This is a genomic window from Cognaticolwellia aestuarii, assembly GCF_002000025.1.
In the GTDB taxonomy this organism is placed as follows: Bacteria; Pseudomonadota; Gammaproteobacteria; order Enterobacterales; family Alteromonadaceae; genus Cognaticolwellia; species Cognaticolwellia aestuarii.
Genome location: NZ_MUZV01000006.1, coordinates 194,684 through 220,858, shown reverse-complemented (window position 1 = coordinate 220,858; position 26,175 = coordinate 194,684). Strand labels below are relative to the sequence as shown.

Genomic DNA, 26,175 nt, shown 5'->3' with positions numbered 1-26,175 from the left:
ACCGGGAACGATACCGCGCCATTAAATAGTGACTAGCAGAGCACAGTTTGTATGAATTACTATAGCTGCATAGTTATTCTGCAAAACCGTATAAACAAAGGGCTTGTTAGTTGAGATTTGTCAAAAAAAACTTGCACAATCTGTTAACAGTCGGCATGTTAGCTATCACAAATAATTAATCACTATAATAACTAAGATAATAAGGTGTAAATTTATCTATGTCTGATCCTCAATCGCTTCGACAACCTTCAATGCTGGACGCAATAATCCCAATTATTGTCCTGATTTGTTTATTAATTGCTGCCGTTACTTTTTTTGGTGATGGTTCATCATCAGGACCTAATCAAATAGCATTGCTTTTGGCTACCGGGGTTGCTGCTGTTATAGGGCTTAAAAATGGTCACACTTGGCACGCGATGGAAAAAGCAATTATTCACGGTATATCTATCTCGCTAGGTGCGGTTTTAATTCTGTTAGCAGTAGGATCTCTGATTGGCACTTGGTTGTTATCCGGTACCGTGCCCACGATGGTTTATTATGGCCTTCAAATTATTGATCCTAGTTGGTTTTATGCCGCAACTTGTTTAGTTTGTGGGGTGGTTGCCATGAGTATTGGTAGTTCATGGACAACAGCAGCAACAGTGGGGGTAGCATTTATCGGTATTGCCGGAGGTTTTGAACTATCAACTTCTGTTACCGCTGGTGCAGTAATATCAGGGGCTTATTTTGGTGATAAACTATCACCGCTTTCAGAAACAACTAATTTGGCCCCAGCCGTAGCAGGCAGTGAGCTATTTGAACATATCCGCTATATGTTATGGACAACAATCCCTTCAATCACTATTGCGCTGATTCTATTCCTTATAATTGGCTTTAATCATTCTTCATCTGAGATAGGTAATACAGACAGTATTGTGTCTTTGACCAATACCTTAGAAAACACTTACAACATCTCAGCATTGAATTTAATACCATTATTTATTTTATTAGCATTAGCTTGTAAAAAAATGCCAGCATTTCCAGCTGTTGCTATTGGCGCGATTATCGGTGCTATTTGGGCGTTAATTTTTCAACAAGAATTAATTTTAGCAATGGCAGAAGAAGGAGTGGAATCAACAAGAGCGATTATCATGGTGGTATGGACTGCTTTCTTTGATGGTGTGGTGGTTGAAACTGGCAATATAGAGATTGACGAACTGTTGAGCCGTGGTGGTATGGCCGGGATGTTAAATACAATTTGGTTAGTAGTTACAGCCTTAAGCTTTGGTGCTATTCTCGAGCATTTAGGTATGCTGAAAAAGTTTGTTGAATCAATTTTAGCAACGGCAAAATCAACCGGTAGTTTAATTGCCAGCACTGTTGCTACCTGTATAGGTACTAATTTGATCACTGCTGATCAATATATGGCAATTGTGATGCCAGGTAGAATGTATAAAGAAGAGTACGAAAAAAGAGGCTTACATCCGGTATTATTGAGTCGAACTTTGGAAGATTCAGGTACCATAACTTCGCCATTAATACCATGGAATACATGTGGTGCCTTTATGTTTGGTGCATTAGCTCTGACATCTTACGATTATATATTCTATTGTTTTTTCAATTTGATTAATCCTATTTTAGCGATTGCCTATGGTTACTTAGGTTTTAAAATAAAAAAAATAGTGACAAATCCCTAAATTATTTTAACAATTAATAAATATGCATAAAGCCTGTCTCGTACAGGCTTTTTTTATTTCACAGACAAACGTTATAATGGGCACATAAGTGCCAACCAAATAAAGTTTTTTATTAAGGATTTACATGAGTGATTTTACCCCACGTTATTTAGCTGATTATTGTGAAGCAAATTTTTCTATTGCGACTGTCGAGCTAACTTTTGCACTCGATGAATATAAAACTCGGGTAACTAACCGAATGAAATTAACTCGAGTCAAAGACGACAATCAACCCTTAGTGTTAGATGGTGAACACTTAACTTTAGTTGCTGTTTTAATTGATGACCAAGCGCTTAATGTTGATGATTATCAAGTCAGTGATAGCTGTTTAACTATTTCGACTGATCGCAAAGAATTCATGCTAGAAATTATTACTGAAATCAACCCTGTTGAAAATACGGCACTTGAAGGTTTATTTAAGTCAGGTGATGCTTATTGTACTCAGTGTGAGGCTGAAGGCTTTAGACGCATTAGTTATTATCTTGACCGCCCAGATGTAATGGCAACTTTTACCACTAAAGTTATAGCTGATAAAGTAAAGTTTCCTTACTTGTTATCTAATGGTAATAAGGTTGCGGAAGGTGATTTAGCTGATGGTCAACATTTTGTGCAATGGCATGACCCTTTTCCGAAACCTTGTTATTTATTTGCGTTGGTCGCTGGAGATTTTGATGTTCTATCAGATAATTATCGTACGGGATCTGGCCGTGACGTTGCATTAGAAATATTTGTAGATAAAGGTAACCTTCATAAGGCCGATCATGCAATGGCATCGTTAAAGCACTCAATGAAGTGGGATGAAGAAACCTTTGGACTTGAATATGATCTCGATATTTATATGATAGTCGCGGTCGATTTTTTCAATATGGGGGCGATGGAAAATAAAGGCCTAAATGTTTTTAACAGTAAATTTGTTTTAGCGGACGAAACAAGCGCTACTGATGTTGATTACTTTAACGTTGAAGCTGTTATTGCACACGAATATTTTCACAACTGGACCGGTAATCGCGTGACTTGTCGCGATTGGTTTCAATTAAGTTTAAAAGAAGGCTTAACGGTCTTTCGCGATCAACAATTTAGTGCTGATATGCACTCAGCAGCAGTAACCCGTATTCAAAACGTGAGAGTGTTACGCTCAATGCAGTTTGCTGAAGACGCTGGTCCAATGGCTCACCCAATTCGCCCAGAAAAAGTTATTGAAATGAATAACTTCTATACTCTAACGGTTTATGAGAAGGGCGCTGAAGTTATTCGCATGATCCATACTCTGTTAGGGGCTGAAAAATTTAGGCAAGGTATCGATTTATATTTTGCACGATTCGATGGTATGGCAGTGACTTGTGATGACTTTATTGATGCGATGGCGGATGCTTCAAGTGTTGATTTAAACCAGTTTAAGCGCTGGTATCAGCAAGCGGGCACTCCACAATTACAGGTGAGTGAACATTATGATGCTGTCAATAGTCAGTATCAATTAACACTTGAGCAAAGTAATGGTAAAAATCTACCTTTACATATTCCTGTTGGTATAGAGTTAATTTCAGGTGCTGAGCAGACTAATCATTCTCAATTATTACAACTTACAAAGCAAAAGCAAACCTGGACTTTTAGTGATTACCAACAAAAACCGGTATTAGCATTATTAACAGGTTTTTCTGCACCAGTGAGAACACAATTCTCACAACCTGATCAGGATTTACAATTAATCATGACCCGTGCTGCAGACACATTCTGTCGTTGGGATGCTGGGCAAAAACTACTAACTACTTATATTGTGCAGGCGATGGAACAACCAGCACTAAATTTGCCTGATAACCTATTTCAAGTATTTGAAGAAATATTAACGTCAGATATGTCAGCTGCTTTTAAAGCTGAACAATTAACATTACCTAATTTTAGTGAATTAGCCGACACTATTGAAGAAGTTGATCCGATTGCTTTACTTAATGCTATTGATAGTGTGAAACAGCGTATAGCAGAAGTGCTAGCACCATTATTTTTGGAGCAATATCAAAAAAACAGCGCAACGGTGTATGCTAATGATGGTGATGCCATTGGTAAACGAGCATTGAAAAATATTTGTTTGTCTTATTTAGCAACGTTAAGCGAACATCAGCATGTGTTGGCTGAACAATATCAACATGCAAATAATATGACTGATACATTAGCTACGTTGAACTTGGCTGCTAGTCAACATCATAAAGGCTTTGCCGACATGATGAATGATTTTGAGCATAAGTGGACTGATACACCGCTAGTAATGGATAAATGGTTTGCAATTCAGGCGAGCGTAAATAGTGACTCCATTTACGATAGGTTGTCAGCTTTAACTTCTCATCCGCTATTTAGTTTAAAAAATCCTAACCGTGCGCGTGCGCTCATTGGCGCCTTTAGCCAAAATAACCCTCGCTACTTCCATTGTGCTAGTGGTCGTGGTTATGAGTTTCTTATTGAGCAATTACGCTTACTCAATGATATTAACCCGCAAGTTGCTTCTCGATTAATTACTCCCCTCATTCAATTTAAATCGCTTGATAAGGGAAGACAAACATTGATCAAAACTAAACTTGAACTGTTCATGCAGCAAGTAGATTTGTCGAAAGATTTGCAAGAAAAGCTTGATGCCGCGCTAGCGTCCTAAGATAAACTTTATGACTTATTATTTTAGTTTAAACTTAAGTAGCCAAGACTACTTACTCTATTATCAAGGAGTAATTCATACGATTGTGGTGACAACAGATGAAGGTCTTCGGCTTGAATTTCCGGCCATGCATTTGCGAAAATTTACTACAGCAACGGGTATAAAAGGGCGATTTTGTCTACAAACACAGGACAATAAATTTTTGTCTTTGAATAAAGTATCTTAATTAGAGCCTTTGCTTTAAACAGTGGTCAGACCATCAAAAGCAAAATGTGACTAAATGTTGACAGGATTAAGGAGGTTATTACTGTTCACTCTTTGCAGATAAATGCCTGTGAAAAACACAAGTTTAAAACAGATGTTTAAAACGGGGTTTTGCTCTTGATATGCAACTTGTTTTAAGTCTTTAATATAAAGGGCTTTAACTAAAGTTTTAGCGCTTGCCACTTGGTCAAAATGATGTAATTATTGATTCATACCATGTAAGTGGACTTATAAAAATAAAATGCAAAATCGCATCAGGGGAGAGAAGCAATGAAACAAAACCTTCGCAACGGTTTTCACAAGAAGCCACTGGCTCTAAGTATCGCTGCCGCTATGATGACATTAGCAACTGCTAATGTGCAGGCAAAGAACTTTGAGTTAGGGGATTTTGAGATCAGTTTTGATTCTACCTTTTCAGCTGGCACTAGCTGGCGAGTAGAAGATCGTAACTGGAATGATAATGTTGGTAAGTCAAATAATATTAATAATGGCTTTAACTTTAACCAATATCACCCCATTTTAAACGTTAACCCAGACGCTGGCACAGTATGGAATGGTGCGGGGAGTTACTCTACTAATGGTGATAATGGCAACCTAAATTATGATGCCGGTGATAGCTTTTCGAAACTTATTAAAGGCTCACATGAATTAGATGTTCGCTACGAAAACTTAGGTTTTTTCGCGCGTGGCATGTACTTTTATGACTTTGAAATGATGGATGGCGATCGTGCTTGGACTAATCCAAGCTCTGGCGAGGTAAATGACCCTTGTCGTGATGATGACGCGCGTGATCAAGTATGCCGTGACATCCGTCTGCTAGATGCTTTTATTTATGGTGATTTTGATATTGGTGAAATGCCATTCTCTGTACGCGTTGGTCAACAAGTGATTAGCTGGGGAGAAAGTACCTTAATATCGCATGGTATTAGTGAACTTAACCCAATTGACGTTGCACGTTTAAAAGCGCCTGGTTCAGAGTTGAAAGAAGCCTTTATTCCTTTTGGTGCTGTATGGGCATCATTAGGTGTTTCAGAAAATTTTAATATTGAAATGTTTTACCAATACAGTTGGGAAAAATCAATATTGCCAGCACCAGGCAGTTACTTTTCAACCAATGACTTTGCTGGTGATGGTGGCCAGTTTAATAACGTACAGTTAAACTTTGCCAGCAACCCAGATATGGACTTAGATTCGTTAATTAGCAATTTAAATGTCCTAAGAGCTAAGATTTTAGATGGCACTGTGGCTATGGCTGATGCTGGTGGTGCATATGTTGGTGGTTTTCCAACTAAGTTAACGTTACGCCAAGCTGATGCAGAAAATGATCCTGAAAATGGTGGCCAATACGGTTTAAAATTATCATGGTTTTTACCTGAGTTGAATGATACCGAAATTGGCTTTTATCACATGAATTATCACAGTCGTCGTCCGGTTTTTTCAGGCGTAACGGCTAATTTTACTGGTGAAGCTTTAGCGCATGATGTTGGCATGTTAGCCACTACTGAAATCACATACGACAACTACACAAATTTAAAAGCTTTCTCGCGAGTTGAGCTTGACTACATTGAAGATATTAAGCTTTATGCCTTAAGTTTTAACACGGCTATTGGTACAACATCGGTTGCCGGTGAAATGACCTATCGCCAAGACGAACCACTACAAATAGATGATGTAGAGCTTTTATTTGCGGCTATGCCACAGCAATTAGCCAACGATTTAAATCGACCTGAACTAGACGGTATTTCACAAATGCCAGTTTTTCAAGGCGGAGAGCGTGCTAATGGCTACATTTTATCTGATACTTTACAAGCGCAAGTGACGTTTACTCATTTATGGGGACCTTCACTAGGTGCTAGCCAATTTACAACGTTACTTGAAGTCGGTGGTATTGATATTCGTGATATGCCTGATCAAGATGTATTGCGTTTAAATGGCCCTGGAACTGGACGTAATGGTGGTGTTGCGGGTAAAGAAGGTTTAGAGCTTGCTTTACAAGATGGTGTTGAAACTAACCCATTTCCAAGTGCTTTTGCTTGGGGTTACCGTTTTGTTGGTAAGTTAGATTATAACGATGTTTTTGCCGGTATTAATGTATCACCAAAAATTGTCTTTTCACATGATGTTAACGGTATTACACCTGACCCATTATTCTTGTTCGTTGAAGACCGAAAGTCAGTGGCATTCGGTTTAAACTTCGATTATCAGAGCCGTTGGTCTGCCGATATAAACTACAATACTTTTTTTGGCGGTGTAGGTACAACTAACCAAATGGAAGATCGCGATTACGTGTCTTTTAACATCAAGTATTCAATTTAAGACCGTATGAGGACTATTTTAATGAGAAATATTTTAAAAAATACATTTAAAAAATCAACGCTAGTATCAATAGCGGTGACGGTAGCGCTAGCTTCAACAACGGCAAGTGCTAAAATTAGTGAGCAAGAAGCGGCTAAATTACAAAAAGAATTAACGCCTTTTGGTGCTGTTCGTGCAGCCAATGCCGATGGCTCTATTCCCGAATGGACGGGTGGTATTACTTCTGCACCAGCGGGATATAAAGTTGGCGATCATCACATTGATCCCTTTGCTGAAGACAAAGCACTTTATACAATTACTAGCAAAAATCTTGCGCAATACAAAGACTTGCTAACACCAGGTCAAGTCAAGTTATTTGAAACTTATCCTGACACTTATAAAATGAGCGTTTACCAATCACGTCGTTCTGCGTCATACCCTGAGCATGTTTATCAGGCAACATTTGACAATGCAACCAAAGCAGAACTTGTTGAAGGTGGTAATGGTATTGTACAAGCTGCGATTGGTATTCCATTTCCAGTACCTAAAGATGGTTTAGAAGCTATTTGGAATCATATATTACGTTATCGTGGTGAAAAAATCATTCGTGAAGGTGGCCAAGCGGCACCAACCGCATCAGGTGACTATACCTATATGGGTTTTGATGATCAGTTATTGATCCCATACGGTGTGAAAGGTGTTAAAGCAGAAGAACTTCAGCAGACCAACATTTTATTTAAGTTTAAACAAAAAGTGACTGAGCCAGCGCGCCTAGCGGGAACTGCTTTATTAGTTCATGAAACTATGGACCAAATAAAAACACCACGCCAAGCTTGGACTTATAACACCGGCCAACGACGTGTTCGTCGTGCGCCAAATGTTGCTTATGATGCACCTGGTACAGCGTCAGACGGTTTAAGAACGACTGATGATTTTGATATGTTTAATGGCGCACCTAATCGCTATAACTGGACGCTGAAAGGGAAACAAGAATTACTGATCCCTTATAACGATTACCGTTTACATAGTGATAATTTAAAGTATGACCAAATTTTACAACCCGGTCATATTAACCCTGAACTGGTACGTTATGAAAAGCATCGTGTATGGGTCGTTGAAGCTAACTTAAAGTCTGATACTCGCCATACTTATAAAAAACGTGTTTTCTATATCGATGAAGATAGCTGGCAAGTAGCGGTGACTGATATATATGACAACCGTGATGAGTTGTATCGTGTTGGTGTTGCTCATGGTATTAACTATTATGAAGTACCGACACAATGGTCAACACTTGAAGTGTTTCATGATTTACAATCTCGTCGCTACATTGCAATGGGCTTAGATAATGAAGCCAACATGTATGATTTTTCTGCCGAATTGAAGGATGTTGACTTTACTTCGTCAGCACTTCGTCGAGAAGGTCGAAGATAAACAAATTCTTTGATAAAACGGCTGGCCGATGCTAGCCGTTTTTGTTTCAAAGTTTTGAACGGTTATTTTTAGCCACTGTATTTATGTTAATTCCTCTGCTTTTTAGCTAAGCTCAAAGTGGAGGGTAGTATGGTATCGATGTGCATTTCATGCTCAAGCTCTCTTCAACATCGTTATCTAATATGAGGTTTCAGCCTCTATTGTTTAAATAAATGGAGTTAATATAGTAATTATGCGTCTTCTCGTTATTTTACTCAGTTTTCTTACTATCCCTATTATCAACGCGCAACCGCTAGACGCGAGACTTGCTCCACTAGCGAGTAAATCACTTTTACTCGATATTATTGAAGTTAATCAATCAAAGCTCGTTGCCGTTGGTGAGCGCGGTCATATTCTTCTTTCAAGTGATGGTGCTGATTGGCAACAAGCACAAGTACCGGTACAAGTAACATTAACCGCGGTTTATTTCATTGATGAAATGCATGGTTGGGCAGTAGGTCATGATGCAACTATTTTATCATCAAGTGATGGGGGAGTGTCTTGGCAAATACAACAACACTTACCTGAAATGGAAAAACCATTATTAGACGTGTTATTTTTTGATAAAAATACCGGTGTAGCCGTTGGAGCTTACGGCTTATTTTACCGTACTAATGACGGTGGGCAACATTGGAGTATTGAATATCATAACGAATTTCTTTATCCCGAAGACCAAGCATACTTAGCCGAGTTAAAGCGAGAAGATGAAGTCGCTTATCTGGACGAGCAAAGTAGTATTTTACCTCACTTTAACCGTGTAGTTGCTGATGAAGGAACTTTATACCTAGCCGGAGAATTAGGCTTAATTGCAAAAAGTAATGATTTGGGTGTCAGTTGGCAAAGACTTGATGAGATATATCCAGGCTCATTTTATGATATCAAGCGAACACAAGCAGACAATTTAGTTGTTATTGGTTTACGTGGCCATGTATTTCGTAGTTTAGAGAATGGCTCATCATGGCAAGCAAGTGATAGCCATGTTACTGCTTTGTTAAGCAGTATTGTGCTAAGTGATGATCAACGTGTTTTTATCTTAGGTAATAATGGCGTGTTATTAGAAAGCCGAGATGATGGTGTAAGTTTTACTAAACATCTACAAAAGGATGGTAAAGCACTCATTGCAGGGGTTTGGTATAAAAATAAAATAATCGCTGTCTCTGATGTTGGCATCAAAACTATTAACATAACGAAGTAACTGTCATGAAATTTAATTTTATTATCAATGTTGTAGAAGCAACACTATTCCGCCGTCGCTTAGCTGTATTGGTGTTTTTTATCCTGACGAGTATTTTTTTGTTGTTTCAAGCAACACAAATTAAACTCGATGCCGCCTTTACTAAGCATATTCCGTTAAATCACAGTTACATGAAAACGTATCTTAAACATCAAGAAAACTTTGGTGGTGCCAATAATGTATTAATTTCAGTGTGTGACAGTAGTGGCGACATTTTTAATCCTGAATTTTTTACTGCGCTAAAAGGCGTACATGATAAGTTGTTTTTTATCCCTGGAGTTGATCGAATTCAAGTTAAATCACTATTTTCACCTAGCACACGCTTTGTTGAAATAGTCGAAGATGGCTTTGCCGGTGGCCCCGTTATTCCTGCAAACTTTCAACCCAATGAGGCGGGTTTAGCTATTGTTAAAGGCAATATCGAAAAAGCGGGTATTGTAGGCAGTATCGTCGCTGACGATTATAGCTGTTCAATGGTAAAAACTTCGTTGATGGAAATTGACCCAAATACCGGTGAAAAACTCGACAGTATTGTTCTTGCTGAACAATTAGAGAATGAAATTCGCGGTGAGTTTGAGCATAACAATATCTCAGTGCACATTATCGGTTTTACTAAAATGGTTGGTGATGTTGCTAAAGGGGCAAAAGGGGTTGTTACTTTCTTTGCAATCGCCATCGCTATTACAACATTAATGGTATTTTGGTTTTGCCGTTCACTTGCCTTAACAATCCTTCCTATCTCTTGTTCTCTCATTGCGGTTGTTTGGCAATTAGGCATGTTATCTACGCTCGGTTTTGGTTTAGATCCGATGTCAATATTGGTACCATTTTTAGTCTTTGCTATTGGTGTCAGTCATGGTGTGCAGATGATTAACTCTGTCTCTAAAATGGTCAATAACGGTAAAACCAGTAAACAAGCTGCTCAATTAAGTTTCCGTGTGTTGTTAGTACCAGGCGGCATAGCGCTTCTTTCAGATACTGTTGGTTTCATGACGTTGTTGTCAATAGATATTGGTATTATCCGTGAACTTGCTATTACAGCTTCATTGGGTGTTGCCATGATCATCTTAACTAACTTAGTGCTATTGCCATTGTTAGTTTCCTATATTCATGTGCCTAGAAATAAAGCTCAAAACAACGACAAAAAAACATCTTCATCAGATGGTGTGTGGCACTTTATGTCAGCTTTTGCTACACGTAAAGTAGCTATTTTTATTTTGGCTATTACCGCAGTGCTTTATATTATTGGTTACCAAAATGCCCAAAATATGAAAATAGGTGAGTTACATGCAGGTGCACCTTCATTACATGAAGCATCACGCTATAACCAAGATACATTTTTAATCACCGATAAGTATGCTATTAGTGTTGATTATATGTCTGTAATTGTAGAAACCACGGCAGATGCTTGTACCTATTATGAACATATGGATGTGATTGATAGATTCCAATGGCGCATGGAGAATGTTGCAGGTGTGCAGTCTGCTGTTAGTTTAGCCTCTATCGCTAAAATTGTTAACTCAGGTTATAACGAAGGTAATCCTAAATGGCGTTCACTATCACGCAATCAACAAACTCTAGTTCAATCAATTGCCCGTGTGCCGTCATCGAGTGGTTTACTGAACAGTGATTGTAGCGTTATGCCTGTGATTTTGTTTTTAGAAGATCATAAAGCAGAAACCATTAATCGCGTTGTTGATGAAGCAAAATTAGTTGCAAGTGAATTAGCTACTGATGATATAGCGTTTAAACTTGCATCTGGGCCTGTCGGTGTTATGGCTGCAACCAATGAAGCAGTAGAAGCGGCTCAAATACCTATGATGCTATACGTCTATGGCGCAGTTATCATCTTATGTTTATTAAGTTTTAGAAGCTTAAGAGCGACCATAGCTGTTGTTGTGCCACTTTATGTCGTCTCAACATTAGCGCAGTGGCTAATGACTGAACTTAACATTGGCTTAACGGTTTCTACCTTACCTGTTATTGCTTTGGGTGTTGGCATTGGTGTTGATTATGGTATTTATATTTTATCAACCATGAGTGTTAAGCTTCGAAACGGTGCGACAGTGCAAAGGGCTTATTTTGATGCCTTGAAAGAACGCGGAAGTGCAGTATTAATTACAGGTGTCACTTTAGCTATTGGTGTTTCTACTTGGTTTTTCTCTGATTTAAAATTCCAAGTCGATATGGGCATATTATTAACCTTTATGTTTTTAGTTAATATGATTGCCGCTATACTGGTACTACCAGCAATAGCAGCATTTTTATGGCCGCAACGAAAATAAATGCTAATTAAATCAAAAAATAATAGTGCATAAATAAACAAGAAAATGACCGAAAGGTCATTTTCTATTTATAACTAATGAATAAATAAAAAATGTCCTCTCGTAAGTTACATAAATGCACAATTTTTAAAGTAATATATCTAAAATAGTGCTCGCAATCCCTTAAGATAGTTAATATGATCGCCCCCATAGTCTATTCTTAACAAAAAGAAGCAAAAGACTAAAAAAGATAATAATCATTTCAAGCGTTTTATCCAAAAAGGAAAAAGGCATGGCGTTAGTAGACGGTTTACCCTCTGTGATACTTTCGAACGTAGCACAGTTAATACAACAAAAAGTTCCTGCGGCAACAGCTCCTCTTGTGAAACAATTTGCCGAGCTGCTTTATAAGAATATTTCAACCTTAGATTTAGATCATAGAAATGACAGTGACATGTACGGTGCCACACTAAGTCTTTGGAACACATTAAACGATCATCAAGATGATAAACCTGTGATCAAAGTATTTAATCCACAGGTATCTAAAAATGGTTGGAAATCAAGCCATACTATTATTGAAATAATAGTAAGAGACATGCCATTTTTAGTTGATTCTGTGCGCATTGCGTTAAGTCGACTAAATCTTACGCCACACTTAATGCTGAATTCTCCAATAAAAATTATTCGTGATCGTAGTAAAAATATCAAGCAGCTATCTGCTGCGGCTGATCAATCATTCAAATCAACTTCAGTTGAAACAGTTTTCTTCATTGAAATTGACCGCCAAAATGACGCGAATGTACTCACGAATATTACCAAAGAGCTGCATTCAGTGGTCAGTGATATTGCCGTGACAGTTAATGACTGGCAACCAATGCAAGCACGCCTACGCAGTGTTATTAAAGAAGTTAAGCAAGCGAAATCACTACCTTGTTCAAAAGAAGAGCATGAAGACAGCATAAGCTTCTTGGAATGGATGTTAGCAGATAATTTTACTTTACTGGGCTATCGCTCATACCATATCAAAACTTTGGAAGGCGATATGGCCTTGTCAACTGATGTTGAATCGAGTTTAGGCTTAATGAATCAGTACGACGGTAGCAAAGAACGTCTTATTTCTAGTTTAAGTGAGTCAGCGCGCAAAATTGCGCTAGGTAGTAATTTACTTATACTGACAAAAACTAACGCTAAATCACGTGTTCATCGTCCTGCACATCTTGATTATATCGGTGTTAAGCGTTTTGATGATAAAGGTAATGTAATTGGTGAAGAACGTTTTGTTGGTTTGTTTGGTTCGGCTTATTACACCAATAGTGCGCTAGATTTACCATTAATAAAATCCAAAGTTGTTGGTGTTTGTAACGACTCAGGATTTGCGAAAGGCACACACGCTTATAAAGCGCTAATCAATATTCTTGAAACTTACCCAAGAGATGAAATTTTACAAAGTTCACCGGCAGAACTTTTGAAAAATGTTATGGGTATTTTTCAAATGCAAGAACGAGATTATTCTGGCTTGTTTATGCGCAGAGATGCTTTTGATCGCTTTTACTCTTGTATGGTTTATGTGCCACGTGAGCGCTACAACACAGCATTACGTATTAACACTCAAAAGTTATTACAAGAAGCGTTAGGTAGTGAAGAAGAAGTAGAGTTTACTACTTACTTTTCAGAATCAGCACAAGCACGTACCCACTATATCGTTAGAGTTAACTCGACAAAAGCAGACATTAATGTGAAAGAAATAGAAAAAAACTTAAATCATGCAGCGCGCAGTTGGGATGATAATCTGGCTGACGCCTTAAATTCGCATAAAGGTGAAGCGAAAGGCAAGGCATTAAGCCGTAAATACGCTAGCTTTCCACAAGCTTACAAAGATGAAGTACTGCCAGGTACTGCCATTGTAGATATTGAAAAATTTGAAGCTTTATCTGCAGATAATCAATTAGAAATGTTGTTTTATCAGCCACAAGAAGAAGATGCTGATAGCCGCTTTGTAAAATTAAAGCTATTTCACTCAGGTGAGCCATTACATTTATCAGACGTTTTGCCTATGTTGGAAAACTTCGGTTTACGTGTTATTGGTGAAAGTCCTTACGCGGTTAAAACTGAAAATGGTGAAGTATATTGGATTTTAGACTTCTCGATGTTACTAACTGGTAAAGGTAAGTTTAACTTAGAGATTGTTCAAAGCTTATTTCAAGATGCTTTTGCAAAAGTATGGTCAGGACAGTTAGAGGATGATGGCTTCAACCGTTTAATTTTAGGTGCAGAGCTTGGTGGTCGTGAAGTATCAATAGTACGTGCTTATGCTAAGTATGAACGCCAAATTGGTGGTACTTTTAGCCAAAACTACATTGAAGATACGTTTGCACGATACCCTAGTATTGCAAAATTATTAATTAAGTTATTTAACTTACGCTTCTCGCCTGGGAAAAAGTTAAATGAAAAAGCAATAGAGAAAGTACTTACCAGTATTGAATCTTCACTTGATAGTGTTGCCAACTTGGATGACGATCGTATTATTCGTCGCTTTGTTGAGATGATCAACGCAACTATTCGTACAAACTACTTCCAACCGCATCCTGAAACCGGCGAGAAGTCTTATATTTCATTCAAAATTTTACCAGCGCAAATTACGGATGTACCTTTACCGTTGCCTAAATTTGAAATATTTGTTTATTCACCACAAGTTGAAGGTGTTCATTTACGTGGTGGTAAAGTTGCTCGTGGTGGTTTACGTTGGTCTGATCGCCGTGAAGATTTCCGTACCGAAGTCTTAGGTCTCGTTAAAGCACAACAAGTGAAAAATACCGTTATTGTACCTGTAGGTGCTAAAGGTGGTTTTGTTTGTAAGCAGTTGCCTAATGGCGATAGAAATGCAATCTTCGAAGCCGGTAAAGAATGTTACCGCACCTTTATACGTGGCTTATTAGATATTACGGATAATATTGTTGCTGGTGAAATTGTACCGCCAGTAAATGTTGTGCGTCATGATGAAGATGACCCGTACCTAGTTGTCGCCGCAGATAAAGGCACAGCAACTTTCTCTGATATCGCCAATGGTATTTCAGACGAGTTTAACTTTTGGTTAGGTGATGCTTTCGCTTCAGGCGGTAGTGTCGGCTATGACCATAAAGGCATGGGGATTACTGCTAAAGGTGCTTGGGAATCCGTTAAACGCCATTTCCGTGAAATGGACATTGATTGCCAAACGACCGACTTTACTGTAGTTGGTGTCGGTGACATGGCGGGCGATGTTTTTGGTAACGGTATGTTGTTATCAAAACATATTCGCTTACAAGCGGCGTTTAACCATTTACATATCTTTATAGATCCTACGCCAGATGCCGCATCAACTTATGTTGAGCGTGAACGTTTATTTAATCTGCCAGGTTGTTCTTGGGAAGATTTTGACATGTCACTAGTGTCAGAAGGTGGTGGCTTATTTAATCGCTCTGCTAAGTCAATTAAGTTGACGCCGCAAATTAAGAAAATGATCGGCACGCAAAAACAAACGATGGCGCCTAACGACCTAATTCAAGCTCTATTGAAGATGAAGGTTGATTTATTGTGGAATGGTGGCATAGGTACTTATGTTAAAGGCTCTAAAGAGTCTCACCTAGAAGTAGGTGATCGTGCTAATGATTCACTGCGCATTAATGGTGTAGAGTTACAAGCTAAAGTCGTTGGCGAAGGTGGTAATTTAGGTCTAACACATTTAGGTCGTATTGAATTTGCTGCCAAAGGTGGTCGAATCAACGCTGATTTCGTAGATAATGCGGGTGGCGTAGATTGTTCTGATAACGAAGTAAATATTAAAATTTTACTAAACGGTTTAGTACAAAATGGTGACTTAACGGTTAAGCAACGTAATAAAATTCTTTATGATATGACTGATGAAGTGGGTGATATTGTTATTGAAGATTGTTACCGCCAAACGCATTCACTTTCAATCACAGAATTACGTGGTGGTAGTGCATTAAAAGAGCAAGCACAATTTATTACTGAATTAGAACGCTCAGGTAAATTAGACAGAGCATTAGAATTTATTCCAAGTGACGAAGAAATTGCTGAACGTTTAGCGTTGGGTAAAGGTTTAACGCGCCCAGAGCTTTCAGTGTTACTTGCTTATAGTAAAATGGTTTTAAAAGAAGAGCTTGTTTGTCCTGAAATTACTGATAATGAATTTCATCAAAGTTTGTTAATTGAAGCGTTTCCAAAACAGCTACAAGATAACTACAGCGCACAAATGCAAGATCATCCGCTAAAAGCTGAAATTATTGCCACTAAATTAGCCAATAACATTGGTAATGATATGGGCTTTAATTTTGTTAATCGCATGAGAGAAGAAACGGGTGCAACAACGTTTGAAATTGCTAACTGTTATTCAATGGCAAGTGCAGTATTTGAATTATCAGATATTTGGAAACAAATCAGTGATTTAGATAATAAAATATCGACTGCAATTCAAACAGAAATGTTATTTCAATTACGCAGAACGGTACGTCGTGCAACGCGTTGGTTCTTGCGTCATCGCAATAAGTCGTTAAACATTGCACAGTCAATTGAATTTTACCATGCAACTTTTGCTGAGCTTTCAAACAATATTACTAGCTATATGGTTGAAGATGAAGCAGCGCAAATTAAACGCGTTGAAGATGACTTGATTAAGGCGGGTGCTCCTAAAGCAGTGGCATTAAGAATCTCATTACTGAGTACTTTATTCTCAGTAATGGATTTAGCTGAGATTAAAAAATCTGAAGATGTGTCAACTGAGCTTGCAACAGACCTTTACTTCAAATTAGGGGCAAGGTTGGACTTACATTGGTTCTTAGATCAAATAACTTCACAACCTGTTGCTAACCATTGGCAAGCATTGGCAAGGGCATCGTTCCGAGAAGAGCTTGATTGGCAACAACGCTCATTAACCTCAGTGATATTACGTGGTAATAAAGGTTCTACCGACGTAGATGAGATGTTAGAAACTTGGTTTGTTGATAGTGCTCAACCACTTGAACGTTGGCAACATATTTTAGCTGACTTTAGAATTGGGCAAACGCATGAGTTTGCTAAATTTTCGGTTGCGCTACGAGAATTAATGTTATTAAGTTTACACTGCGACCCAGTGAATTAAGTGTTAAGATCCCCGCCATGAGCGGGGATTTTTTTGTCATCAAGTTTATGCTGAGAAATTTATATCTTAGCAATTAGTCATAAATTAAAGAGGTATTATGTTTTACTCAGCTATTCGTAAAGTGTTTTTTAAATTCGATCCAGAAGCAATTCACGAGTTGTCGATTAAAGGCTTTAAAGCAACCGGTGCAACAGCACTTAACATGCTTTATAAGCAAACAGTACCGAATAAGCCGGTTGAGGTTATGGGGATTAAATTTCCTAACCCTGTTGGCCTAGCTGCCGGTTTAGATAAAAATGGCGAGTGTATTAAGGCCTTTGAAGCTTTAGGCTTTGGTTTTATTGAAATCGGCACTGTAACGCCAAGACCACAACCCGGCAATGATAAACCTAGAATTTTCAGGCTACCCGAAGCGAATGCCATCATTAACCGTATGGGCTTTAACAATAAAGGTGTTGATTATCTCGTTGATCAAGTTATTAAAGCAAAATACCAAGGTGTTTTAGGTATAAACATCGGTAAAAATAAAGATACGCCAGATGAGAATGCTAAAGATGACTATATACACTGCATGCGTAAGGTTTATGATTTTGCGAGTTATATTACGGTGAACATTTCGTCACCTAACACCCCAGGTTTACGTTCATTACAATATGGTGAGGCGTTAAATGAATTATTATCGGCATTAAAAGCGGAACAAACCTCATTAGCTAAAAAATTTGGTAAGTACATTCCTGTTGCAGTTAAAATTGCACCAGATTTAAATGCTGACGAAGTTACTTCAATTGCTGAGTGCTTAATTGCCAATAATATTGATGGGGTTATTGCCACCAATACAACTTTAGCTCGAGATAAAGTTGCTCATTTACCTTTTGGTAATGAACAGGGCGGTTTAAGTGGTGCACCGGTAAAAGATAAAAGTACTGAAGTGATAAAACTTCTTGCAAAAGCATTGGATAATAAACTACCTATTATTGGTGTTGGCGGTATAGCTTCGGGTGCTGATGCCCAAGAAAAGATAGCTGCTGGTGCAAAACTAGTGCAAGTGTATACAGGCTTTATATATCAAGGGCCCAAATTAATTAAAGACATAGTGCAAACCTTAAAGTAATGTTATGCGATTGACTCGATGCCATAAGATAATAAATTATTTCTGATACTTGTTGATGAGCAGGAGATAAAAAAGGTCATGCTATGTTGCATGACCTTTTTTAGTTTGTTGGTATTTTACTTAAATCTAAATCTAAACCAAATATAGTTTACCTATCTTGATTGTTAACGATTTACTTAATTAAAGCTTACGGACTGGATGGTGAAGTTTTTTGCTGAGAAATTTTAGCTTCAATACGCTCAATACGTTCAATCAGTAAGCGTAAACTGGTATCAAACTCGTTAATACTCGTTGCCGTAAACATTTGTTGCTTGTCACGACTTTTAGCATCAGCATCAAGAGTGTTAAGTGCAGTTGATAGCTTCTTTATCTCATCTTTTAAGGTATTTGCTGCAATCATTTGTTCAGTGACCGCGTTAATTGAAAACTCTGTTGCGGTTACTTTATCAGCTAAAACATTAATGTCGTTACTTTGCTGATTCACCGATGCCGTATTTTTAGTTTGTTGCTGTACTAATTTTTGGCTCTGAGCATTTAGCGCTTTAATTTCAGTTTGATTTCTACGCCATGCTGAAGCCCATAACTTATCCATTTCAGTTAGTAATAACTCGGTTTTTTCGCTAATGGTTTCTAGCTTCACTTTTAATGCAACTGTTGATTCACCTATTTCTTCACCCGTAGCTGACAATTGATTTTCAAGTTGTTGAATTCTTTCGATACTTTGTGTCAGTGCTTGACTGGTGCTCTGCTGATGCTGATAAAAATACCAGCCGGTGCCAGCTAGCGCAACGTAAGGCATGAGAAATAAAAGTGAGCGTAATAGGGAAGAGGGCTTTGCTTGATTATCGCCTGCTTGAGTTGCTACTTTTTTTTGTATTTGCGTCGAAGGGTCTCGAGTTGTTTTAACTTGATCTCGATCTAGCGTAATGTTTGGAATTTCAGGTTCTACACGGTTTGACAAAAGAGCGTCCTACTAACAATGGTGAATACATATTTTGTTATCTGATAAAGTAAATATGCACAAAATTAAATTATCAGTAACTGTATAATATTTAGTAAAAATTGTACAAAAAAACCGACATATTTGTCGGTTTTTATATATCTTACTGGCAAGTTCTTCTGATGGCTATTAATAACTCTCGTTATGAACACTCAGTACTGCTCGTCCAGAAGGATCAGCATTATTTTGAAAGCTCTCATCCCACGCTAACGCTTCTTGCGTGCTACAGGCAACAGACTTTCCACCGATAACACAATCAGCCGCAGAGGCTAACGGGAATTTTTCTTCAAAAACACATCGATAAAAATAAGCTTCTTTACTGTCAGGTGTATTCACAGGGAACTTAAATTTAGCACTGGCAAGTTGTTGATCACTGACCTGTGATTCTACATAGCTTTTTAAGCCATCGATCCACGAATAACCTACACCATCAGAGAACTGCTCTTTTTGACGCCATAAAATTTCTTTAGGTAAGTAGCCTTCAAATGATTCACGTAAAATGGCTTTTTCCATTTTACCATTACCACACATTTTATCTTCAGGATTAATACGCATAGCTACATCCATAAAGTTTTTATCTAAAAACGGTACTCGTGCTTCGATACCCCAAGCTGACATTGACTTGTTAGCGCGAAGACAATCAAACTTATGTAAACGTTCAAGTTTGCGTAATAACTCTTCATGAAATTCTTGAGCATTTGGCGCTTTATGAAAGTATAAATAGCCACCAAATATTTCATCAGCGCCTTCACCAGAAAGCACCATTTTAATCCCCATCGCTTTGATTTTTCTCGCCATTAAGTACATAGGTGTTGATGCGCGAATGGTAGTTACATCGTAAGTCTCTAAGTGGTAGATTACTTCTTTAAGCGCGTCAATGCCTTCTTGCTCGGTGAATACAACGCTGTGATGTATGGTGCCTATGCTATCAGCAACCGTTTGCGCTGCAACTAAGTCAGGTGAACCCGCTAAACCACAAGCGAAAGAGTGCACTTTCGGCCACCATGCTTCAGACAAATCATTTGCTTCGATACGTCGTGCGGCAAATTTTTGCGTAATGGCTGAAATAAGTGATGAATCTAAACCACCTGAAAGTAGCACACCATAAGGTACGTCAGTCATTAAATGACTTTTAACCGAATCTTCTAGTGCTTCACGTAATTTTTCTTTACTTGTGTTGTTATCTTTAATTGCTGAATATTTTTGCCAGTTACGCTGATAGTACTTTTCAAGTTTGCCAACTCGGCTGTCAAGTACATGTCCAGGAGGAAATTCTGCTACTGTTTTACAGATCGGCATTAAGGCTTTCATTTCTGAGGCAACATAGAAATTACCTTCATCATCATAACCGGTATAAAGCGGGATAATTCCCATGTGGTCACGAGCGATTAAGTAACTGTTATCACGCTCATTATATAAACAAAAAGCAAACATACCTTGAAGTTTATCAACAAAGTCACTGCCAAATTTTTCATACATTGGAATGATAATTTCGCAATCTGACGCTGTTTGAAAGTTATAATCACTGGTGTATTGGCTAGCCAATGCTTTATGGTTATAAATTTCGCCATTAACCGCCAAAACTAGCGTTTTATCAGCGTTATATAGTGGTTGAGCACCATGTTCAGTGTCGACAATGGATAGGCGTTCATGGACTAAAATTGCATTGTCATTATTGTAAATACCAGACCAATCTGGGCCACGATGACGAAGAAGACGAGAATACTCTAAAGCTTTTGGACGCAGTGCATCAGCACCAGTTTTAATATCTAATATACAAAAAATCGAACACATTGAAGTGCTACCCCTTTATATTTAAAAATGACAAATTGTGTGGTTATTACCTTAGGTGATTTACCTATCAGTAATAGACGCTTATTTCGAAGAAATTTGCTTTCTTGAAGTTATCGCTCAGCAAAATTACTGTCTAGACACTGTGACAGCATTTGACAAAAAATCAATAGTATTTTTACTCTAAATTTAAGTTAAATTAATTATATACACTTAATAGTTGAATCTATTACTAAATATTTTATTACTTACACTATGTAGACGCTAGATATCACGAAAAAACTAACCAATTTATTTTGTTAGATGTTTCTTTTATGCGCGTTTTTATCATGCAGGCACAGCACGGTAACTTAGTAGGCTGTTATGGCACTTCAATATTTTGACCAAATTGCGACCAGAACCACTTTAAGTGCGATATATCGCGCTAGTTTTAAAAAACGTATTACATTAATATAAAACTATCTGTGTTTGAATGAACCTGTTCAATAGCTAAAAGTTATTTCCATTCACTAGGTAAAGTTACATTTATCCATATAACGGCAACGAGTACCTTGAAAAGAGTCAATCATGTTAACGTCTTTAAAAACTAAAAAAATTACTACCCTTGCAGCTGCCTTATCATTAAGCATGAGCTTTGTTTCTCATGCGAAAACCGAACCGCTATCAGCATTAACCGTTGAAGAACAGCGGATTGAGAAGGCACTTGAATCAATCCCTAACGTGAGTGCAAGATTAAAGCCTCGAGTAGATACTTTTACTGAACAGTTAATTAAAGCGAGCAACTATACGGCTTTAACGCAGTTAACTACTCGTCATGGCTCAGGGTTATGGCGTGATGCAAAACAAGCCTTTAATCAACTGAATGATTATGACGACCGGCCATTATATTGGGCACGTTTACAAATGAGTAAAGCATTACGCTCATCAAAGGCATTTGTTAACTTACTGGCTAGCCAACAACAAAAGCTGCTTTGGACACTCGAATTACAATCTCGTGGTCAAGCCGATATTGCCTTTGATAAGAAAACAGACAAAAAGATATTACTGACCGGTTTTGACCCGTTCTTTCTCGACCGCCATATAGATCAAAGTAATCCTTCGGGCGTTGTCGCATTATCTTTAGATGATTTAGTGCTTAGTATTGATGGTAAAACTGCCGAAATCGAAGTATTAATTGTTCCGGTACGTTTTCGTGACTTTGATCAAGGCATGATAGAAGAACTACTTACCCCATATATTCAAGATCAATCGGTTGATATGGTGTTAACGGTTAGCATGGGCAGAGAAAATTTTGATTTGGAGCGCTATCCTGCGTTAAGGCGTAGCGCCAAGGCACCGGATAACCTTAATGTCCTAACGGGTGCGACAAAAACTAATCCGTTAGTACCAAAGTTAAAATCATCAATATTACTTGGGCCAGAATTTGTTGAATTTAGCTTACCAATAACAGCAATGCAAAAGGGCGAGGGCAACTACCTTGTTAATGATAATCGTAAAGTGTCGACTTTGTCTGGTGGGGAATTTAATGCTCAAGCACTGGCAAATATTGTCAAGCAAACCTCGGTAAGTGGCTCTGGCGGTGGTTATCTGTCGAATGAAATTAGCTATAGAAGTATAGTGTTAAGAAATAAGTTTAATCCTACTTTACCTGTTGGCCATATTCATACGCCAAGAATTAAAGCCTTTGATAAAAAAGTATTAATAGATATTGTTACTCAAAGCAAAAGTATTATAACTCAAGGTGTTGCAGAACTATAAGGCTATAGTTCACGATATTGTCGATATAAAAAAAGCGCTAATTGCATTAGCGCTTTTCAATTATTACTGCTAGTAACCTTATGAAGTATTATAACTTATTAGATATTATTCGTTACATCGACAGAAAGTTTTAACATTTGTCCAGGTTGTAAATACTTTTTACGGTTAAGACTATTCCAGCGCTCAATATCGGTAATGGATACATTAAATTTATCAGCGATACGGGCAAAAGAATCACCTTTGCGAACTCGATAATTAATATTGCGCATTATCGCTTGTTCGCTGGGGCGTTGACTGTTAGAAGCAAGTTTTTTTACGCTTGCTTTTTGCCAAATAACCAATTTTTGTCCGGGCTTAATGGTATCTCTTGGCGCCATACCATTCCATTTTGCGATACTACGTGTTGATACTTTATAGGCACGGCTAATGTCCCATAATGTGTCACCTGACTTAACAATATGAACGCGCTTTTCACCGGCCAGCACTTTATTTTGTGTTTTAGCTAAACGTTGATCTTGCGATAACAAATAGCTATCTAAAGAGGCTGTTGCTACTGGAATTAATAAAAATTTTCCCGCTCTAATTTGATTGCCTTTAACATTATTAACTTGTTGAATTAACGCTATTTCGGTATTAAATTTTTGCGCTATTTTTCCTAAACTATCACCATTTTTAATTTTGTAGCGTTGCCAAGCTAAGCGATCTTTCTTCGCTAATTTTGCTAGGCCCTCTTGAAATGGCGCGACTTTATGATTAGGCAATAATAAGTAATGCGGACCATCAGGATCTGTCGCCCAACGGTTGAAACCTGGGTTCAAGCGTTGTAACTCAGTTAATGATAGCTGTGCTAATTGCGCAGCTTTTGCTAAATCGAGCTGTGAGCCAATATCGACCTGACTGATAACCGCGCTATTATCAATTTTATGCAGTTTTATTTTGAATTCATCACTACGCTTGACGATATCAGCTAAGGCTAATAATTTCGGGACATAGGCACGAGTTTCTTTTGGTAAGTCTAATGACCAAAAATCAGTAGGGCGATTTTTCTTTTTGTTACTTCTAACAGCGCGCTGTACGCGACCTTCTCCGGAATTGTAGGCTGCTAGTGCAAGCATCCAATCACCGTCGAAAAATTTATGTAAATACTTTAAATACTTAATCGCACCTTGGGTAGAAGCGACAACATCACGTCGTCCGTCATACCACCAGTTTTGTTTCATACCAAAACGTTTGCCTGTGCCTGGAACAAATTGCCACATACCAGATGCTCTACCATGTGAGTAGGCAAAGGGATCAAAAGCACTTTCAACAATGGGCAGTAAGGCAATTTCAACCGGAATATCATTAGCTTCTAATGCTTCTACTATATAAAACAAAAAAGGCTCTGCACGTTTTGCAACACGATTTAAATAACTTGGGTGCTTAATGAACCAAGCGCGTTGGCTGGCAACGCGCGAGTTTTCAGGTATGGTAAGCTCAAGTTTGCTTCTAATACGTTGCCAAACATCATTAGATAGATAGCTTTCTTGAACATCGTTGCCTAGGTCAATATTACCATCCGCGATCGGGTGAATAACATCTATGGCTTCATCCATCAATAAGGCCTGATTGATTTCTGCTGCTGAAGCTACATCGATTAATGCTTGATTTTCGGCATTAGTTTCAGGGGTATTGGACTCGGTTTGATTTAAAATAGATTGGCAACCGGACAACAATAGAACGGTTGCGATAGATAATGTTAGGTACTTCATGCAGTGTCTTTTCTAATTTACTTGCCGCCAGTGTCACTTATTTAGTCAGCATATTCAACAATTGCACGCTAAAAAGCATTAGAAATTATCCTTCCATGCCCGAATAATGCTAAAGGTTTTCAATTTATCATCCACCTCATCACCGCTAAATTCACTGGCACTAGTCATTAAACTTGCTTTATGACAACGTAAAAATGGATTAATTTTTTTCTCTAGCATGATTGAGCTTGGGATTGTGGCAATATCTTGTTCACGCTTTTGTATTACTTGATTATAATAATGCACTAATTCGCTATTACTTGGTTCGACACTCAGTGCAAAATTTAAGTTAGCTAGGGTATATTCATGTGCGCAATAAACATGGGTGCGCTCTGGTAGGGCAGATAGCTTTTCTAAAGAGCTTAACATTTGGCTGGGCGTTCCTTCAAAAAGGCGACCACAACCTCCTGAAAACAAAGTGTCGCCACAGAATAAATTATCCTGTGATAAATAGGCAATATGACCACTGGTGTGCCCAGGCAGATCGAAAACTGTAAACTCAAGCGCTAACTCAGCTAAATTTACTTTATGGCTTTCGTTAAGTGCGATATCACAGTGTGGGATGTTTTCACTTTCTGGACCATACACGGTCAATGGCCATTGCTTACTCTGGCAATAAGCCACTAATTTATTAATACCACCAACATGATCTGCGTGGTGATGAGTGATCAAAATTGTAGATAGCTGCATGCTTTGTTGTTCAATATACTCGATACAAACATCAGCATCGCCTGGATCAACTAAAGCAAGTTTATTGCCTGAATTTGATGAAATAGCCCAAATATAATTATCTGAAAAGGCCTTTATCATGGAAACTTTCATATTAGTGGTGCTTTGACTTTGCAGCATGTGCGGCTCCTGAGTATACTGAAGCTATGATTATACTCATTTTTTCCGATGTTTAACATAATGAAGCCTGCACTTGCTTTTCGACATCCATCGTACCCTAAGTCATGGCAACATTTGCCTAATGGTGAATTGATTGTTGCTAATATAAACCAAACCTTAGCACCGTGGTGGCCAAAGTTTTTTGGATATCATATGCTAAAAATTGGTGCGTTAAGTGGTGGTGTTGATAGTGGTAAAAGCCTGATTAAACATCAATTAACCTTGAGTAATCAGCTTGAAAATTGTGATATTGTTGCTGAAATTGATGACTTACCCTTGCAAGAGCATAGTGTCGACGTTTGCGTGTTGGCGCATGCCTTAGAGTTTTCATTAGATCCACACCATGTAGTGCGTGAAGCGAACCGGGTATTGATCCCAAATGGTTATTTGGTGATCACGGGCTTTAATCCTTTTAGTCTGGCGGGGGTAAACAAGTTTATCCCTTATAGACGAAAACAAACTCCTTGGAATGAAAGATTATTCTCACCAATGCGAGTGAAAGATTGGTTACATTTAATGGGCTTTGAAATCCAACTCGATCGACGGGTTTTACATTCTTCACTCTCAGGGCAAATGAAGTCCGGATTGTTCAGTGAGTACTGGCGTAAATTAGCCGATCGCTATTTTCCAAGCTTAGGCTCTGTTTATATCATCGTTGCTAAAAAACGCGTGTTACCTTTAACGCCTATTAAAGCGAAATGGCAGTTAAGACCACGTTTTGAACCGGTAAAAGTACCAACGATGAACTCATCAAGAAAAATAAAAAAATTGACTAAGTAATGCTCATATAGTCGCATTACTCAATAATAACATGTAA

General features: G+C 38.1%; 15 protein-coding genes. 11 read left to right on the top strand and 4 right to left on the bottom strand.

From position 1 onward, the window contains the following. Positions 1-218: 218 nt before the first annotated feature. The 9 genes from nhaC to pyrD all read left to right on the top strand — a co-directional run bounded on the left by nhaC (position 219) and on the right by pyrD (position 18,131). The gene (gene nhaC / locus B0169_RS11095) at positions 219-1,676 is read left to right on the top strand and encodes a Na+/H+ antiporter NhaC (protein WP_077286036.1); all 1,458 of its coding nucleotides are present in this window, start codon (positions 219-221) and stop codon (positions 1,674-1,676) included. 124 nt (positions 1,677-1,800) lie between these two features. Then, complete coding sequence (gene pepN, locus B0169_RS11090) at positions 1,801-4,356, top strand: aminopeptidase N (protein ID WP_077286035.1); 2,556 nt, start codon at positions 1,801-1,803, stop codon at positions 4,354-4,356. A gap of 10 nt (positions 4,357-4,366) precedes the next feature. Continuing rightward, the gene (locus tag B0169_RS11085; protein WP_077286034.1) at positions 4,367-4,582 is read left to right on the top strand and encodes a DUF2835 domain-containing protein; all 216 of its coding nucleotides are present in this window, start codon (positions 4,367-4,369) and stop codon (positions 4,580-4,582) included. A gap of 308 nt (positions 4,583-4,890) precedes the next feature. Further along, positions 4,891-6,936: a DUF1302 domain-containing protein gene (locus B0169_RS11080; RefSeq protein ID WP_077286033.1), complete on the top strand. Its 2,046-nt coding sequence runs from the start codon at positions 4,891-4,893 to the stop codon at positions 6,934-6,936. Positions 6,937-6,957: 21 nt separating this feature from the next. Then, entirely contained in the window at positions 6,958-8,346 is a 1,389-nt protein-coding gene (locus tag B0169_RS11075) for a DUF1329 domain-containing protein (protein WP_077286032.1), read from the top strand. 232 nt (positions 8,347-8,578) lie between these two features. After that, complete coding sequence (locus tag B0169_RS11070; protein ID WP_077286031.1) at positions 8,579-9,580, top strand: WD40/YVTN/BNR-like repeat-containing protein; 1,002 nt, start codon at positions 8,579-8,581, stop codon at positions 9,578-9,580. A gap of 5 nt (positions 9,581-9,585) precedes the next feature. After that, positions 9,586-11,904: an efflux RND transporter permease subunit gene (locus B0169_RS11065; RefSeq protein ID WP_077286030.1), complete on the top strand. Its 2,319-nt coding sequence runs from the start codon at positions 9,586-9,588 to the stop codon at positions 11,902-11,904. Positions 11,905-12,175: 271 nt separating this feature from the next. Next, entirely contained in the window at positions 12,176-17,020 is a 4,845-nt protein-coding gene (locus tag B0169_RS11060; RefSeq protein ID WP_077286029.1) for an NAD-glutamate dehydrogenase, read from the top strand. Positions 17,021-17,117: 97 nt separating this feature from the next. After that, the gene (pyrD, locus tag B0169_RS11055) at positions 17,118-18,131 is read left to right on the top strand and encodes a quinone-dependent dihydroorotate dehydrogenase (RefSeq protein ID WP_077286028.1); all 1,014 of its coding nucleotides are present in this window, start codon (positions 17,118-17,120) and stop codon (positions 18,129-18,131) included. A 187-nt stretch (positions 18,132-18,318) separates the two neighbouring features. Here the strand turns inward: pyrD and B0169_RS19445 are convergent, their stop codons facing one another. Both B0169_RS19445 and asnB read right to left on the bottom strand, forming a co-directional pair. After that, on the bottom strand, positions 18,319-19,092 hold the full coding sequence (locus tag B0169_RS19445; protein ID WP_077286027.1) for a hypothetical protein: 774 nt from the start codon (positions 19,090-19,092) through the stop codon (positions 18,319-18,321). Between the two features lie 168 nt (positions 19,093-19,260). Beyond that, positions 19,261-20,925 carry an asparagine synthase B gene (gene asnB / locus B0169_RS11045; RefSeq protein ID WP_077286026.1) on the bottom strand — a complete coding sequence of 555 codons (1,665 nt, stop codon included), beginning with the start codon at positions 20,923-20,925 and terminating at the stop codon, positions 19,261-19,263. 564 nt (positions 20,926-21,489) lie between these two features. Between asnB and B0169_RS11040 the strand changes: the two genes are divergently transcribed. Continuing rightward, on the top strand, positions 21,490-22,680 hold the full coding sequence (locus tag B0169_RS11040; protein WP_235838547.1) for a hypothetical protein: 1,191 nt from the start codon (positions 21,490-21,492) through the stop codon (positions 22,678-22,680). A 98-nt stretch (positions 22,681-22,778) separates the two neighbouring features. Here B0169_RS11040 and B0169_RS11035 read toward each other — a convergent pair whose 3' ends face one another. Both B0169_RS11035 and gloB read right to left on the bottom strand, forming a co-directional pair. Beyond that, positions 22,779-24,431 carry a LysM peptidoglycan-binding domain-containing protein gene (locus B0169_RS11035; protein WP_077286025.1) on the bottom strand — a complete coding sequence of 551 codons (1,653 nt, stop codon included), beginning with the start codon at positions 24,429-24,431 and terminating at the stop codon, positions 22,779-22,781. 78 nt (positions 24,432-24,509) lie between these two features. After that, positions 24,510-25,319, bottom strand: a complete 810-nt coding sequence (gene gloB / locus B0169_RS11030) for a hydroxyacylglutathione hydrolase (protein WP_235838546.1) — start codon at positions 25,317-25,319, stop codon at positions 24,510-24,512. A 60-nt stretch (positions 25,320-25,379) separates the two neighbouring features. Here gloB and B0169_RS11025 point away from each other — a divergent pair, with 60 nt between their 5' ends. Then, positions 25,380-26,138, top strand: coding sequence for a class I SAM-dependent methyltransferase (locus tag B0169_RS11025; protein WP_077286024.1), 759 nt, complete (start codon positions 25,380-25,382; stop codon positions 26,136-26,138). Positions 26,139-26,175: the final 37 nt, after the last annotated feature.